This is a genomic window from Rhodanobacter sp. B04 (genome assembly GCF_002001125.1).
Lineage (GTDB): Bacteria > Pseudomonadota > Gammaproteobacteria > Xanthomonadales > Rhodanobacteraceae > Rhodanobacter.
Genome location: NZ_MUNV01000026.1, coordinates 96080 through 111562, shown reverse-complemented (window position 1 = coordinate 111562; position 15483 = coordinate 96080). Strand labels below are relative to the sequence as shown.

Genomic DNA, 15483 nt, shown 5'->3' with positions numbered 1-15483 from the left:
GGCTCCTGTGACTGCGCGGGTCACTTGATCTCTTCCAGGTCGATGTCGATGGCAAGCGAGCGGATTTCCTTCACCAGCACGTTGAAGGATTCCGGCATGCCTGCGGACATCTCGTGGTTACCGTCGACGATGTTCTTGTACATCTGGTTGCGGCCCAGCACGTCATCGGACTTCACCGTCAGCATTTCCTGCAGGGTGTAGGCCGCGCCGTAGGCTTCCAGCGCCCACACTTCCATCTCGCCGAACCGCTGGCCGCCGAACTGCGCCTTGCCGCCCAGCGGCTGCTGGGTGACCAGCGAGTAGGGGCCGGTGGAACGCGCATGCATCTTGTCGTCGACCAGATGGTTGAGCTTGAGGTAATGCATGTAGCCGACGGTGACCGGGCGATCGAACGCTTCGCCGGTGCGGCCGTCGAACAGCGTGGTCTGACCGGACTCGGGCAGATCCGCCAGCTTCAGCATCGCCTTGATCTCGGTTTCCTCGGCACCATCGAACACCGGCGTCGCCATCGGCACGCCTTCCTGCAGGTTGGTGGCGAGCGTGAAGATCTCCTTGTCGGTAAGCGACTTGAGATCCACATGCTGCACGGCACCGGCCACATGGGTGTTGTAGATCTGGTCGAGGAACTCGCGGATCTTGGCGACCTTCTCCTGCGCTTCGAGCATCTTCTGGATCTTCTTGCCCAGGCCCTTGGCGGCCCAGCCCAGATGGACTTCCAGAATCTGGCCGATGTTCATGCGCGAAGGCACGCCCAGCGGGTTCAGCACGATATCGACCGGCACGCCATCGGCGGAGTACGGCATGTCTTCCACCGGTACCACGTTGGACACCACGCCCTTGTTGCCGTGACGGCCGGCCATCTTGTCGCCCGGCTGGATGCGGCGCTTCACGGCCAGGAACACCTTGACCATCTTCAGCACGCCCGGTGCCAGATCGTCGCCCTGGGTGATCTTGCCCTGCTTCTCCTTGAAGCGCTTGTCGAACTCCTCCTTGTGGCGCTTGACCTGATCGGCCGCGCGCTCGAGGAACTCGGTGACTTCCTCGTCCTTGACGTTGATCTTGAACCAGTCGTCCTTCTTCAGGCCGTCGAGGTAGGCATCGGTGATCTCGGTGCCACGCTTCAGGCCGCCCGGGCCGCTCATCGCGGACTTGCCGAGCAGCTGGGTGCGCATGCGGCTGTAGATCGCGCCTTCGAGGATGCGGAACTGGTCGTCCAGATCCTTGCGGATCCGCTTGACCTCGGTTTCCTCGATCTGCTTGGCACGCTTGTCCTTCTCGATGCCGTCGCGGGTGAACACCTGCACGTCGATGACGGTGCCGTCCATGCCCGGCGGCACGCGCAACGAGCTGTCCTTCACGTCGGACGCCTTCTCGCCGAAGATCGCACGCAGCAGCTTCTCTTCCGGCGTGAGCTGGCTCTCGCCCTTCGGCGTGACCTTGCCGACCATGATGTCGCCGGCCTTCACCTCGGCACCGATGTAGACGATGCCCGACTCGTCTAGGCGCGCGAGCGCCTGCTCGCCCACGTTCGGGATGTCGGCGGTGATTTCCTCGGCGCCCAGCTTGGTGTCGCGCGCGATGCAGGACAGCTCCTCGATGTGGATCGAGGTGTAGCGGTCTTCCTGCACGACGCGCTCGGACAGCAGGATCGAGTCTTCGAAGTTGTAGCCGTTCCACGGCATGAACGCGATCAGCATGTTCTGGCCAAGCGCGAGCTCGCCCAGATCGGTCGACGAACCGTCGGCCAGCGTGTCGCCCTTCGCCACCACGTCACCGACGTTCACCAGCGGACGCTGGTTGAGGTTGGTGTTCTGGTTGGAACGGGTGTACTTGGTCAGGGTATAGATGTCGACGCCGGCGTCGTTGTCGCCGACCTCTTCCTCGTTCACGCGCACCACGATGCGCGCAGCATCGACCTGGTCGATCACGCCGCCGCGCTTGGCGGAGACGATGACGCCGGAGTCACGCGCCACCGCGCGCTCGATGCCGGTACCCACCAGCGGAGTCTGCGAACGCAGGGTCGGCACGGCCTGGCGCTGCATGTTCGCACCCATCAGGGCGCGGTTCGCATCGTCGTGCTCGAGGAACGGCACCAGCGCCGCGGCGACCGACACGGTCTGCATCGGCGAGACATCCATGTAGTCGACTTCGCTGGACGGACGCAGCTCGGACTCGCCACGGAAACGGCAGGACACGAAGTCCTCGATGAAGCCGCCGTGCTTGTCGAGCGGTGAGTTCGCCTGCGCGATCACATGGTCGCCTTCCTCGATCGCCGACAGGTAATCGACCTTGTCGGTCACCTTGCCGTGCGCGACCTTGCGGTACGGCGTCTCCAGGAAGCCGTAGGTGTTGGTGCGCGCGTACACGGCGAGCGAGTTGATCAGGCCGATGTTCGGGCCTTCCGGCGTTTCGATGGTGCAGACGCGGCCGTAATGGGTCGGATGCACGTCGCGCACTTCGAAGCCGGCGCGTTCGCGGGTCAGGCCGCCCGGCCCAAGAGCCGAAACACGGCGCTTGTGGGTGACTTCCGACAGCGGGTTGTTCTGATCCATGAACTGGGACAGCTGGGAGGAGCCGAAGAACTCCTTCACCGCCGCCGCCACCGGCTTGGCATTGATCAGGTCCTGCGGGGTCAGGCCATCGGCCTCGGCCAGCGACAGGCGCTCGCGCACGGCACGCTCGACGCGCACCAGACCGATGCGGAAGGTGTTCTCGGCCATTTCGCCGACCGAACGCACGCGACGGTTGCCGAGGTGATCGATGTCGTCGACGGTGCCATGACCGTTCTTGATGTCGATCAGCACCTTCAGCACGTCGAGGATGTCGGACGTCTCGCCCTGCTCCTTGACCAGCCGCTGCGATTCCTCTTCCTTGCGCTCGCTGAAGTACTTGTGGTCGTACAGCACGCCCGGGCCAAGGATGTCCTTGCGGCCGACGCGGCGATTGAACTTCATCCGGCCCACGGCCGACAGGTCGTAGCGGTCGAAGGTGAAGAACAGGTTGAAGAACAGGTTCTGCGCAGCGTCCTTGGTCGGCGGCTCGCCCGGACGCATCATGCGATAGATTTCCACCAGCGCCTCCAGCGGCGTCTTGGTGTTGTCGATGCGCAGGGTGTGCGAGATGTAGGCGCCGCGATCGAGGTCGTTGACGTACAGCGTCGGCACGGTCTCGATACCGGCCTTGCGGAAATTCTCCAGCTGCTCGGCGGTGATCTCGTCATTGGCCGAAGCCAGCAACTCACCGGTCTTGCTGTCGACGATGTCGATGGCGAGGATGCGGCCGACCGGGTAGTCGTCCGGCACTTCCAGCGCGGTGATGTTCTCGGCCGCCAGCTGCCGCACGTGACGCGCGGTGATGCGCTTGCCGGCTTCCACCAGCACCTTCCCGCCGATCGCCAGGTCGAAGCTCAGCGTTTCGCCGCGCAGACGCTCGGCGACGAGCTCCAGCGTGGTGCCACCCTTCTTGCCCAGGTGGAACACGTTGTGTTCGAAGAAGATGCCCAGCATCTCCTCGTTGTTGTAGCCGAGCGCGCGCAGCAGCACGGTCACCGGCAGCTTGCGGCGACGGTCGATGCGGGTGAACAGCGCGTCCTTCGGATCGAACTCGAAGTCGAGCCACGAACCACGGTAAGGAATCACGCGGGCGGAGAACAGCAGCTTGCCCGAGCTGTGCGTCTTGCCGCGGTCGTGGTCGAAGAACACGCCCGGCGAACGATGCAGCTGCGAGACGATCACGCGCTCGGTGCCGTTGATGATGAAGGTGCCGGTGTCGGTCATGAGCGGAATCTCGCCCATGTAGACCTCCTGCTCCTTGATGTACTTGACCACCTTCTTCGAGGCCGGGCTGTCCTTGTCATAGATGACCAGGCGCACCGTGGTGCGCAGCGGCGCACCGTAGGTCATGCCGCGGTTGCGGCATTCGCGTTCGTCGAACGCCGGCTCGCCGAGACGGTAGTCGACATATTCGAGTGCGGCATTGCCCGAATAGCTGGTGATCGGGAATACCGACTTCAGTGCCGCATGCAAACCCTTTTCGCCGCGCTGTTTGGGCGCGACATGCTCCTGCAGAAACTCCCGGTAGGAATCAGTCTGGATGGTCAGCAGGTTCGGCACGCCCAGTACAGGCGGGCGCTTGCCAAAATCCTTGCGGATGCGTTTCTTCTCGGTAAACGAGTAGGCCATGATCGGTAGCGCCTCGGTTCGCAGTGACGCCGGTGGTGCACACACCGGCTGAATGAAAAATCAGGTGTTCACAAATCCGTGGATCTGGGAATCGAGAATGTGGAATCGTCTGGCGATTCCGCATTCTCCATTCCCCTCGCCACTCAACTCTTTCACGCCTAAGCAGGCAAAGCCCGGGGGCTCACGCCCCCAGGCTTGCTTGACGCTAGATCAAACTGACGACGCGCAAGGCGCCAATTACTTCAGTTCGACCGTGGCGCCGGCAGCTTCGAGTTCCTTCTTGAACTTGTCGGCGTCTTCCTTCGACACGGCTTCCTTCAGGACGCCGCCGGCCTCGGTGAGGTCCTTGGCTTCCTTCAGGCCCAGGCCGGTGATGGCGCGGACAGCCTTGATCACGTCGACCTTCTTGGCGCCGGCGTTCTTCAGGATCACGTCGAACTCGGTCTGCGCTTCGGCAACCGGGGCCGCCGCCGCCGGACCAGCGACGGCGACCGGAGCGGCGGCGGACACGCCAAACTTCTCTTCGATGGCCTTGACCAGATCCATCACTTCCATCAGCGACTTGGCGGCTACGGCTTCAACGATTTGTTCGTTGGACAGGGACATTTGATTTACCTCTGGGGTTGATTCGATTTAGTAAGTAGACGGCGAACTTAGGCGGGCTCGACTTCGGCCGGGGCTTCGGCGGCGACTTCGCCACCACCCTGCTTGTCGGCCACGGCCTTGACGGCGCGGGCAAACATCGATGCCGGTTCGGCCAGCAGACGGGCCAGCATGGCCAGCGCCTGTTCGCGGGTCGGCAGCGAGGCCAGCACGTCGACGTGCGCAGCCGGCAGCAACTTGCCTTCCACCGAGACGATTTTCGCCTTCAGCTTGTCGTTGCCCTTGGCGAATTCCTTGATCAGACGCCCGGCAGCGCCGGGCTCTTCCATCGAGAATGCGTACAGCAGCGGACCGACCAGGGCGTCCTTGACGACCTCGAACTCGGTACCGGCCACGGCGCGCGACGCCAGCGTGTTCTTGACGACTCGCAAGTACACATTGGTTTCACGGGCCTTCTTGCGCATCGCGGTCATCTGCTCGACCGTGGTGCCCGCGTACTCGACAGCAATCAAGGAGTGAGCCTTCGCGGCAACTTCTGCCAGTTCGGCGACTACTTCATGCTTCTGAGACAGATTTAGAGCCATTGCACTCCTCCAAATGAACTCCGCTTACGGCTCCTGCCGCTTGCGGTCCTGGGCGACGCCCTCCTTGACGTCGAGGACACGAGGTGCCCCGGGTGTTGGCCTTTCCAGAACAGATCGAACAATTCCAGATCGGGCAGCACCATCTGCGCAGGCCGGATTCACAAGTAACCCGATTAAGCGGTCCCGCTGGCGACGACGGCGATTCCATGCCAGTGCGAGCGTCCTGCCCGTCGTCATCGCGCGCTGATCGCGCCTGCGGTCTTTGACGGCTGCTCCGGCCTGCGCGGCCGGGGCTGCCTTCAAAAACTTGCCCGCATCGGCGAAACCGCCGCTGCGGGACTTGAGTCTTACTTGGCTGCGGTGTTCAGCGACGAGGTATCGACGGCAACGCCGACGCCCATCGTGCTGGACAGGGCAACCTTCTGCAGGAACTGACCCTTCGCCGTGGACGGCTTGGCCTTCAGCAGGTCGGCGATCAGCGTGTTGAGGTTGTCCGCGAGCTGGGACGCCTCGAAGCTGGCCTTGCCGATGGTGGCGTGGATGATGCCCGCCTTGTCGTTGCGGAACTTCACCTGGCCGGCCTTGGCATTCTTCACCGCGGTGGCGACGTCGGCGGTGACCGAGCCGTCCTTCGGGTTCGGCATCAGGCCGCGCGGGCCAAGCAGCTGGCCGAGCTTGCCGACCACGCGCATCGCGTCCGGCGTGGCGATCACGCGACCGAAGTCGAGATCACCGGCCTGCATGCGCTCGGCCAGGTCGTCCATGCCGACCGCGTCGGCACCGGCGGCCTTGGCGGCCTCGGCCTTCTCGCCCGGCGGGCAGAACACGGCGACCTTGACAGTCTTGCCGGTACCGTGCGGCAGCAGCGAGGAACCACGCACACCCTGGTCGGACTTCTTCGCGTCGATGCCAAGGCGCACGGCCACGTCCACCGACTCGGCGAACTTCGCCGTGGCGTTGTCCTTGACGATCTTCAGCGCCTCTTCCAGGCCATAGAACTTGCCCGGCTGCACTGCGGCCTGAGCCGACTTCATACGCTTCGTGAGCTTTGCCATGTCTTAACCCTCCACTACCAGGCCCATGCTGCGCGCGCTACCCGCAATGGTGCGCACCGCCGCGTCCAGATCCGCCGCCGTCAGATCCGGCTCTTTCTGCTTGGCCACATTCTCAAGCTGAGCGCGGGTGACCTTGCCGACCTTGTCGGTATTCGGCTTCGGCGAACCCTTGGCCACGCCGGTGATCTTCTTCAGCAGGATCGTGGCGGGCGGGGTCTTGGTGATGAAGGTGAAGCTGCGATCGGAGTACGCGGTGATGATCACCGGAATCGGCAGACCCGGCTCCATCTTCTGCGTGGCGGCATTGAACGCCTTGCAGAATTCCATGATGTTCAGGCCGCGCTGACCGAGGGCGGGGCCCACCGGCGGCGACGGGTTGGCCTGACCGGCCTTGACCTGCAGCTTGATGTAACCAGTAACTTTCTTTGCCATTGGATTTTCCTCGCGAGTCCAGGCGCCTTGCGGCTCCTCGCTGTGCACCGGTCCGTGGATGGAAGGAACGGATCCGCCTCATGCGGATCCTGAAACACGGGCACGCCGGATCGAAAAAGATCCAGCGTGAACCGCGCAGTATAGAGATTGGTCAGGCTTTCAGCAAGCCCCGTGCCAAGATGGCGAAGCAGTCCGGATCAGGCCTTCTCGACCTGACCGAATTCCAACTCGACCGGGGTCGAACGACCGAAGATCAGCACGGCGACGCGCAGGCGGCTCTTCTCGTAGTTGACTTCCTCGACCACGCCGTTGAAATCGTTGAACGGGCCTTCGGTGACGCGCACCATCTCGCCCGGCTCGAACAGCACCTTGGGCTTGGGCTTCTCGACACCTTCGCGCACGCGACTGAGGATGGCGTCGGCCTCGCTGTCCTTGATCGGCAGCGGACGATCGGCGGTGCCACCGATGAAACCCATCACCTTCGGGGTTTCCTTGATCAGATGCCAGCACTCGTCGTCGATCCGCGGCGACTTGCCCTCGGTATTCGTCTCGATCTGCACCAGCACGTAACCCGGGAAGAACTTGCGATCGCTGCGGCGCTTCTGGCCGCCACGCATCTCGATCACTTCCTCGGTCGGCACCAGCACTTCACCGAACTTCTCTTCCATCCCGGCGCGCTTGATACGCTCGTCGAGGGAACGCTTCACCTGATTCTCGAAACCCGAATAGGCGTGCACCACATACCAGCGCTTGCTCATGCTCACCTCAGGCACCCAATTTCAGCAGCCAGTCGAGAATGACCGACTTCAGGATCAGGTCAATCAGGCCGAGCAGCAATGACAGCACGATCACCACCACGATGATGATGCCGGTCGTCTTGATCGTCTCGTCGCGCGTCGGCCAGACCACCTTGCGCATTTCGAACTGCGACTCGCCGATGAAGTTCCGGACGCGACGCCCCAATGCGGTGAACGCCGCAATCGCCAGGGCGATCACCAGCGCAGCCAGCACGCCGAGCAGGCGCACCGACGAGGAAATGCTGCCGTCCCGCCCGAACCAGGAATAGGCGACGATACCGGCAATCAGCACCAGCCCCGCCAGTACCAGCTTGCCGATGTCGGCGGCGTTCGTGCCCTTGGGCTGTTCTGCCTTGGTATTCATGCACTAGTGATCGGATGCCAGCAGCACGCCGAACCTCGCGGTCGGCCTTGCCATCGTCACCCGTCTCGATCCTCGGGGAAGTGGCACGCCAGGAGGGACTTGAACCCCCAACCTGCGGTTTTGGAGACCGCTGCTCTGCCAATTGAGCTACTGGCGTACATGGCTTGAACTTTAAACACGATGGCGAGCGGCCTTGAGTCCGCTCGCCCCGTGAGCTTTGAACCTCGCACCGAAGCGCGACGCCCTATCTTACTTGATGACCTTGGCCACGACACCGGCGCCGACGGTACGGCCGCCTTCGCGAATGGCGAAACGCAGGCCTTCGTCCATCGCGATCGGGTGGATCAGGCTCACCACCATCTTCACGTTGTCGCCCGGCATCACCATCTCCACGCCTTCCGGCAGCGTGCAGGCACCCGTCACGTCCGTCGTGCGGAAGTAGAACTGCGGACGGTAACCCTTGAAGAACGGCGTATGACGGCCACCCTCGTCCTTCGACAGCACATACACCTCAGCCTCGAAGTCGGTATGCGGGGTGATCGTGCCCGGCTTGGCCAGCACCTGCCCACGCTCCACGTCGTCACGCTTCAGGCCGCGCAGCAGCAGACCGGCGTTGTCGCCCGCCTGACCCTGGTCCAGCAGCTTGCGGAACATTTCCACGCCGGTGACCGTGGTCTTCTGCGTGTCGCGGATGCCGACCACTTCGATTTCGTCGCCGACCTTGATGATGCCGCGCTCGATACGACCGGTCACCACGGTGCCGCGGCCCGAGATCGAGAACACGTCTTCCACCGGCATCAGGAACGGCTTGTCGATCGTGCGCACCGGCTCCGGGATGTAGCTGTCCAGCGCATCGACCAGCTTGATGATCGACGGCACGCCGATCTCGCTCTGGTCGCCTTCCAGCGCCAGGCGGGCCGAACCGTGGATCATCGGGGTGTCGTCGCCCGGGAAGTCGTACTTGGACAGCAGCTCGCGCACTTCCATCTCGACCAGCTCGAGCAGCTCGGCGTCGTCCACCAGGTCCGCCTTGTTCAGGTACACCACGATGTACGGCACGCCCACCTGACGGCTCAGCAGGATGTGCTCGCGCGTCTGCGGCATCGGGCCGTCCGCGGCCGAGCACACCAGGATCGCGCCGTCCATCTGCGCCGCACCCGTGATCATGTTCTTCACATAGTCGGCATGGCCCGGGCAGTCCACGTGCGCGTAATGGCGCACCGGCGACTCGTATTCCACGTGGGCGGTCGAGATCGTGATGCCGCGCGCCTTCTCTTCCGGCGCCGCGTCGATCGCGCTGTAATCCTTGAACTCGCCACCAAAACGCTCCGCACCGACCTTCGTCAGCGCTGCCGTCAGCGTCGTCTTGCCGTGATCCACGTGACCAATCGTGCCGACGTTGACGTGCGGCTTGGTGCGTTCGAATTTACCCTTTGCCATGCGCGCTAAACCCCGATGGAGTCAATGAGTTGGAAGGAACCTGCCCTTGCGGGGCTGACCGTAATGGCCGAATGAATGGTGCTCATAACAGGAATCGAACCTGTGACCTCTTCCTTACCAAGGAAGTGCTCTACCGACTGAGCTACATGAGCACTGAACGCAACGCGAGAGCCAATGGAGCGGAAGGCGGGAATCGAACCCGCGTAATCAGTTTGGAAAACTGATGTTCTACCATTGAACTACTCCCGCCCTGCGCGGAACTCTTGCTGGTGGAGGGAGGTGGATTCGAACCACCGAAGGCGTAAGCCAGCAGATTTACAGTCTGCCCCCGTTGGCCGCTTGGGTATCCCTCCAACAAAGAACGCGTATTGTGTGGATCGAGCCTCAAACTGTCAACACCTTGTGAGGCCAAATCCGCTTGTCGAAGTGAATTCCCGACAAAAATCCGACCCCGCTCAACCCACGGATGCGGCACGCAGATCGACCAGCTTCTCCATTCCCTTGGACAGCTCCAGCAGCTGCTTCGCCTGCGCCTGCAACTGGCGCTCGCTGTCGTCGTGCGGCTCCCAGTGCGGCACCGGGGTCGGCTTACCGTCCGGGCGGTCCAACGCCACGAACACCATCACGCAGCTGGTCGCCAGCCGGTGCTCGCCCTTGCGCAGATCCCGTGCCAGCACATCCACGGCGAAATGCATGCTGGAGGTTCCGGTATGGATCAGCCGGGCCCGTACCGTGACCATGTCGCCGATCAGGATCGGTGCGACAAACTGGATCCCGCTGACCGAGGCGGTAACGCAATACGCCCCGCTCCAGCCCACGGCGCAGGCATAGCCGGCCTGGTCGATCCATTTCATCACCATGCCGCCGTGCACCTTGCCGCCGAAATTGACATCGGTGGGTTCGGCGAGAAAACGGAACGTCACTTCGTGCTGTTGTCCTGGCATCAGTCTGCTGTCTGGGGGCAAGATCCGGGAGCATGATTATGCCCCGACTAGGGATGGTCTGAATAATTCGTCACCCCAGTGAACCCCGAACTGGGGGCAAGAGCTGGGATCCAGGGCCGTTGCAGGTCGCTGAATACGCTGGTTTCCAGCTCTTGCCCCCAGTTCGGGGTTCGCTGGAATGACAGGCAAAGGCCCATTCAGGCCATCCCTGGCAGCCATACCCCAGTTGCCACACACCGCCTTGCAGCCGACATCGCTTCATGGCTAGATGCAGAACAGGACGGGGGGGGGCACCGCATGGTCTTGCGAAGCATCGCATCGCGAATGGCGCTATGGGTTCTCGCCGGCTCGACCCTGGTGTTAGCTGCCATCGGCACTTTGCTGCTCAGCCTCACCCGCGCGCAGATCCTGCAGCTCACCCATCACGAAGCCGCCGCCCTGGCCGCCAGCGCCGGCAGTGAGATCCAGGCGCGAATCGACCGCGTCGCCATTTCGACGCAGATGCTCGCGACCATCATCGCCACGCGGCAGGACAGTGCCGAACCGCTGTTGCGCGACACCTTGCAGGCCAATCGCGACATCGACGGACTGGCTGCCGCCTTCAAACCGTCATCGGACCCGGTCGACGCCCGCCCCTACTCGCCCTTCGTGAGCCGCCTGGACCATGGCGCGTTGGCCAGTCGGGACCTGTCCAGTGATGCCAGGCCTTACTGGAACAGCAACTGGTTCCTGGGCGGACTGAGTTGTTCGGCTGGCTGCTGGCAGCGCCCGTTCCTGTCACTGTCACGGCAGCGGCAGCTGATCAACTATTCGGTCGCCATCAGCCGTGCAGGACACCCCATCGGCATCATCAATGCCGATGTCACGCTCGATTGGTTGCATCAGGTCCTGGGACATCTGGACAAGCCGGAAGGCGCCTATGTCTTCGTGATCGACAGCGATGGCGACTACCTGGCGCACGACAATCCCGTACTGGTGGGCAAGCGCGGCACGCCGGAGCTGCTCAACGCGGTGGCCAGCGACCAGGCCGAGTCCGTGCGCCTGCCGGTCGCACAGAACCCGCAGGTGCATGGTGCCGTGTGGGTCTATTCCGCGCCGATCGAAGGCACCCATTGGCGACTCGGCCTGGTGGTGCCGGAGATCCGGATCTATGCCGGCGTGCGGCGGATCTTCCTGTGGGGTCTGCTGCTTGGCATGCTCGCCCTGCTTGGCGTGGCCCTGATCACGTTGTTGACCATCCGCCGCACGATGGCGCCGCTGGGCGTGCTGGCCGACCGAGCCGAGCATGTCGCCCGCGGCGAACTGGATTTCGAACTGCCGCCAACCAGTCGCCATGACGAAGTGGGACGTCTTACCCTGTCGTTCGATCAGATGCGCCACGAACTCGCGCTGCATCTGCAGGACCTCGCGCGGGTCGCACGGGAAAAGCAGCGGCTGGCCAGTGAACTTGAAATCGCTCACCAGATCCAGATCGGCCTGCTGCCGAGCGAGCACTACCTCGACGCCGTCTGCGCACACTTCGAACTGCATGCGGCGCTGCGCCCGGCACGGGCGGTCGGCGGCGACCTCTACAGCTATTTCATGCTCGATCCTGAACGCTTCTTCGTGATGGTCGGCGACGTCTCCGACAAGGGCATTCCGGCCGCCTTGTTCATGGCACAGACCATCACCCTGGCCAAGGCGCTGGCGCCTCGCGCACAGACTCCGCAGAATCTCCTGCGGCTGCTCAATCTCGAACTTTGCCGAGGCAACGACAGCTGCATGTTCGTCACCCTGTTGTGCGGTTTGCTCGACACGAATAGCGGCAACCTGGTGCTGGCCAGCGCCGGGCATGAACCACCCATTCTGTGTGGCCAAGGCACACCGAAGCTGCTGAATTTCGCCACGGGCGCCGTGCTCGGGCTGTATGAGGATTCAGACTATCCGGAACACCACCTGCGTCTGCACCAGGGCGAGACCCTGCTGATGTATACCGATGGCATTACCGAGGCGAGCGACGATCATCAGCATATGTATGGCATCGAACGCACCGTGGAATGCCTTGCACAGATGCCCGCGACCGCCTCCACCGCGGGCTATATCGAACGGCTGCTGGGTGATGTCGATCGCTTCGTGGCCGATGCCGTGCAGGCCGATGACATCACCCTGCTGGCACTGGCCTGGCATGGTGCCGCGCAATCGCACACCGAGGTATGCATCGCCGGCCAGCTGGAGGATGTATTCGTCGGACTGGATCGCTGCGAGCACCTGCTGCAGGAAGCCGGCGTGGCGCCCTCGTTGCGTAGCGACGTACGCCTCGTGCTGGAAGAACTCCTGGTCAACACGGTCGAGTACGGCTATCCCGACGGTCGTTCTGGCCAGATCCGCGTCCTGCTGCATCCCGGACCGGATGCCGTCATGGTCGAGTTGATCGATGACGGCATTGCCTTCGATCCCATGCACCCGCCCGATCCAAGCCTCCCCGGCGACCTTGCCGACCGCGAGCAGATCGGCGGTCTCGGCATTCACCTCGCACGCACCATGACCAGCGAAATGCGCTATACACGGCATGCCCATGGCAATCATCTGCTGCTCCGATTCATTCACCCGAACCAGGACGGAACTTCATCATGACGCTCAGTCTGCACAGTGAATTCCCGGCACCCGATCGTGTCATCGTGCAAGTTGGCGGTCGTCTTGACGCGATGACCTTCGGCGAACTCGACGAGGCTATGCTGGCCCTCCTTCGGCAACTCGACGATGGCGGCACCGTGGTGATCGACCTGGCCGGACTCGAATACGTCAGCAGTGCCGGGCTGCGCAGTTTCGCCCAGATCCGCAAGCGCATGCGTGCCCGCGGCGGATACACCTTGCTGCTGAACCCGCAGCCGCAGGTGCGCAAGGTGTTCGAGATCGTCAAGGCGGTTCCGGTGAACGAGGTTTTCACCAGTACGCAGGAACTCGACGCCTACCTGGATCGCATGCAGCGCCGGATCATCGAGGGCGACAGCGACGCGTGAGCAGCGCAGCTTCAGCCGTCAGCGTGACGCCGAAGGCAACACCAGCGGATCACTGCCGTAGATCGCCACATGCGGGACGCCGTCGGCACCGATCCAGCCGCGGTACATGCCCTCGGTGTTGAACGGCATCGACACGCTGCCGTCGGCGCCCAAAATAATCGCGCCGCCATCGCCACCCATCTGCGGTATCTCTTCGTTGATCACCGCCTTGCCGGCCTGCTCGGCGGATTCGTTCAACTCGGTCATGCGCAGGCAGATCTCGCGCGCGGCCGAAACGCGGATGTAGTACTCGCCCCAGCCCGTGCCGGATACCGCGCAAGCAACGTTGGCGTAGTTACCCGCGCCGACGATCGGCGAATCGCCCACGCGACCGTATCGCTTGTCGGTCATGCCGCCGGTCGAGGTGCCGGCAGCAAGTCGGCCCTGGCTGTCGCGGGCGAGCGCGCCGACGGTGCCGAAGTGCTTGAGCGCCAGCAGCCGTTCGGTCAGCGGCACGCCGGCCGCATCGTCCTTCAGCGCGTGCTGCAACTCCTGCCAACGCCGGTCGGTGCGGAAATACGACGGATCGACCAGCTTGAATCCCTGCTCCGTGGCGAAGGTTTCCGCGCCGTTGCCGACCATCATCACGTGCGGCGAGTGCTCCATCACCGCACGCGCCAGCAGGATCGGATTCCTGACCTGATGCACTCCCGCCACTGCGCCTGCCGCCAGCGTCGAGCCGTCCATGATTGAGGCATCGAGCTCGTTTTTCCCGTCATGCGTGAACACCGCGCCCTTGCCGGCATTGAACAACGGATCATCCTCCAGCACGGTGATCGCGGCAGTCACCGCATCCACGGCCGACTTGCCCGACTTCAGCTGCGCATAGCCGTTGCGCAGCGCCAGCTCCAGCGCGGCGCGCGCCTTCGCCTCGATCTGCGGCGTCATCCCAGCACGCTCCACGCCGGCGCCGCCGTGGATCACCAGCACCGGTGCATGTTCGCCATGCACGTTCAATTCACCGTCACGTGCATCGGCGAGCGCCTCGAATACCGGCCGGTGCACGCTCAGGTCGCGCAGGTCGATCGTGCTCTGCGTGCCGATACCGGTCACCCGCGTACCGGGATAGTCCAGCGGTTTGCCGCCCTCGATCCGTACCGGCTTGCCGTCCGGTCGCACCAGCCACGCAAAGCCGTTGTTGATCGTGAACAAGCGACCGATGCCGTTGCCGTCGACGCAGAGCGCCGCGTCCTGATCCACTCCGAGACCGACAACGCCGGAATGCCCCTCGTACCGCAGCTTGGCGACGAAGCCGATCAGCCGTCCGAGCCGCCCGCGCGCATTGAAGTGGGTATCGGTTATCACCTGCTGCAGATAGGGCAGGTGCATGAAATCATCGACCAGGGTCATGCCCTTGCCGAGCGGATGGCGCAGCGCATCCTGCGACTCCATGCTGCCGCCATCGAGCGCGCCATAGGCGTAACCACCGAGGATGGCCAGGCCGGCGCTGGTGCCGCCGATCGGCTTCCCATGTGCAACATGCTGATTCAGGGCGACGTTCAGCGGCGTGCCTTTCCAGAACCGCACGTAGTTGGACTGGTCACCGCCGGCAATGAAGATGCCGTCGGCATGCCGCACGATGTCCAGCACCTGCGGATCGCTGGCCGCCGCACGACTGTGGAACACCAGCGTCTGCACCGACGCCACCCCGCCGATATCGGTGTAAAGCTCTTTCTGCATCTCATCGGCGCCGGAGGCACGCAGTATCACGACGTGGCCGTGACCGCCCTTGGCCGCAAACCAGGCGAAGGCCTTGTTCGGCCACTTGCCGCCGCCCATCAGCATCAGAGCCGCCTCGGTATGGCCAGGCCTTGGCGCGTTCAGGTCGCCGATCTGGTAGTACTCGTAACCGTTGCGCGTGGCGGCCGGGTTCTTCGAGGCCGCGCTGGCATCCATGCAGACCAGTACCAGGCACAACGCCAGCAGGGCTGAAAAGCTGGCGCGAACTGAACCGGATAAATAGCTGAGCGAAATCATCAGTCGATATTCCGTCGAAGGGATGCATGGTGATTTTTCGGGTGCACGCAGCACGTCACTGCATGGAG

12 protein-coding genes, 4 tRNA genes and 1 pseudogene are annotated in these 15483 nt (G+C 63.4%); 2 read left to right on the top strand and 15 right to left on the bottom strand.

Going from position 1 to position 15483, the window contains the following annotated elements:
- Positions 1–20 precede the first annotated feature (20 nt).
- From rpoB to B0E46_RS15080, 13 genes are all read right to left on the bottom strand, one after another.
- Positions 21–4184, bottom strand: a complete 4164-nt coding sequence (rpoB, locus tag B0E46_RS15140; protein ID WP_174567096.1) for a DNA-directed RNA polymerase subunit beta — start codon at positions 4182–4184, stop codon at positions 21–23.
- A 234-nt stretch (positions 4185–4418) separates the two neighbouring features.
- Positions 4419–4787 (bottom strand): 50S ribosomal protein L7/L12, encoded by a 369-nt coding sequence (rplL, locus tag B0E46_RS15135; RefSeq protein WP_077556590.1) that lies wholly within the window; start codon positions 4785–4787, stop codon positions 4419–4421.
- A gap of 47 nt (positions 4788–4834) precedes the next feature.
- A complete protein-coding gene (gene rplJ / locus B0E46_RS15130; protein ID WP_077556589.1) occupies positions 4835–5368 on the bottom strand; it encodes a 50S ribosomal protein L10 in 534 nt (177 codons plus the stop codon).
- A 347-nt stretch (positions 5369–5715) separates the two neighbouring features.
- Positions 5716–6423: a 50S ribosomal protein L1 gene (gene rplA / locus B0E46_RS15125; RefSeq protein WP_077556588.1), complete on the bottom strand. Its 708-nt coding sequence runs from the start codon at positions 6421–6423 to the stop codon at positions 5716–5718.
- A gap of 3 nt (positions 6424–6426) precedes the next feature.
- The gene (rplK, locus tag B0E46_RS15120; protein ID WP_077445274.1) at positions 6427–6855 is read right to left on the bottom strand and encodes a 50S ribosomal protein L11; all 429 of its coding nucleotides are present in this window, start codon (positions 6853–6855) and stop codon (positions 6427–6429) included.
- A gap of 197 nt (positions 6856–7052) precedes the next feature.
- Entirely contained in the window at positions 7053–7613 is a 561-nt protein-coding gene (nusG, locus tag B0E46_RS15115) for a transcription termination/antitermination protein NusG (RefSeq protein WP_077556924.1), read from the bottom strand.
- A 7-nt stretch (positions 7614–7620) separates the two neighbouring features.
- Complete coding sequence (secE, locus tag B0E46_RS15110) at positions 7621–8016, bottom strand: preprotein translocase subunit SecE (protein ID WP_077556587.1); 396 nt, start codon at positions 8014–8016, stop codon at positions 7621–7623.
- Positions 8017–8097: 81 nt separating this feature from the next.
- Positions 8098–8173: transfer RNA gene (locus B0E46_RS15105), tRNA-Trp, on the bottom strand.
- A gap of 92 nt (positions 8174–8265) precedes the next feature.
- The gene (gene tuf, locus B0E46_RS15100) at positions 8266–9456 is read right to left on the bottom strand and encodes an elongation factor Tu (RefSeq protein ID WP_077556586.1); all 1191 of its coding nucleotides are present in this window, start codon (positions 9454–9456) and stop codon (positions 8266–8268) included.
- Between the two features lie 76 nt (positions 9457–9532).
- Positions 9533–9608, bottom strand: a tRNA-Thr gene (locus tag B0E46_RS15095).
- Between the two features lie 23 nt (positions 9609–9631).
- A tRNA-Gly gene (locus B0E46_RS15090) sits at positions 9632–9705 on the bottom strand.
- An 18-nt stretch (positions 9706–9723) separates the two neighbouring features.
- Positions 9724–9809, bottom strand: a tRNA-Tyr gene (locus tag B0E46_RS15085).
- A 102-nt stretch (positions 9810–9911) separates the two neighbouring features.
- Positions 9912–10400: an acyl-CoA thioesterase gene (locus B0E46_RS15080; protein WP_077556585.1), complete on the bottom strand. Its 489-nt coding sequence runs from the start codon at positions 10398–10400 to the stop codon at positions 9912–9914.
- Positions 10401–10724: 324 nt separating this feature from the next.
- On the opposite strand from B0E46_RS15080, the gene B0E46_RS15075 reads away from it, so the two are divergent.
- Both B0E46_RS15075 and B0E46_RS15070 read left to right on the top strand, forming a co-directional pair.
- The gene (locus B0E46_RS15075) at positions 10725–13013 is read left to right on the top strand and encodes a SpoIIE family protein phosphatase (RefSeq protein WP_254425179.1); all 2289 of its coding nucleotides are present in this window, start codon (positions 10725–10727) and stop codon (positions 13011–13013) included.
- The gene (locus B0E46_RS15070) at positions 13010–13399 is read left to right on the top strand and encodes an STAS domain-containing protein (protein ID WP_077556583.1); all 390 of its coding nucleotides are present in this window, start codon (positions 13010–13012) and stop codon (positions 13397–13399) included. Before B0E46_RS15075 ends, B0E46_RS15070 begins: the two co-directional genes overlap by 4 nt.
- An 18-nt stretch (positions 13400–13417) precedes the next feature.
- On the opposite strand, the gene B0E46_RS18015 is transcribed toward B0E46_RS15070, so the two are convergent.
- The gene (locus tag B0E46_RS18015) at positions 13418–14395 is read right to left on the bottom strand and encodes an isoaspartyl peptidase/L-asparaginase (protein ID WP_254425195.1); all 978 of its coding nucleotides are present in this window, start codon (positions 14393–14395) and stop codon (positions 13418–13420) included.
- 477 nt (positions 14396–14872) lie between these two features.
- A pseudogene (locus tag B0E46_RS18010) lies at positions 14873–15118 on the bottom strand (Type 1 glutamine amidotransferase-like domain-containing protein); the annotation flags it as partial.
- Between the last annotated feature and the right edge of the window lie 365 nt (positions 15119–15483).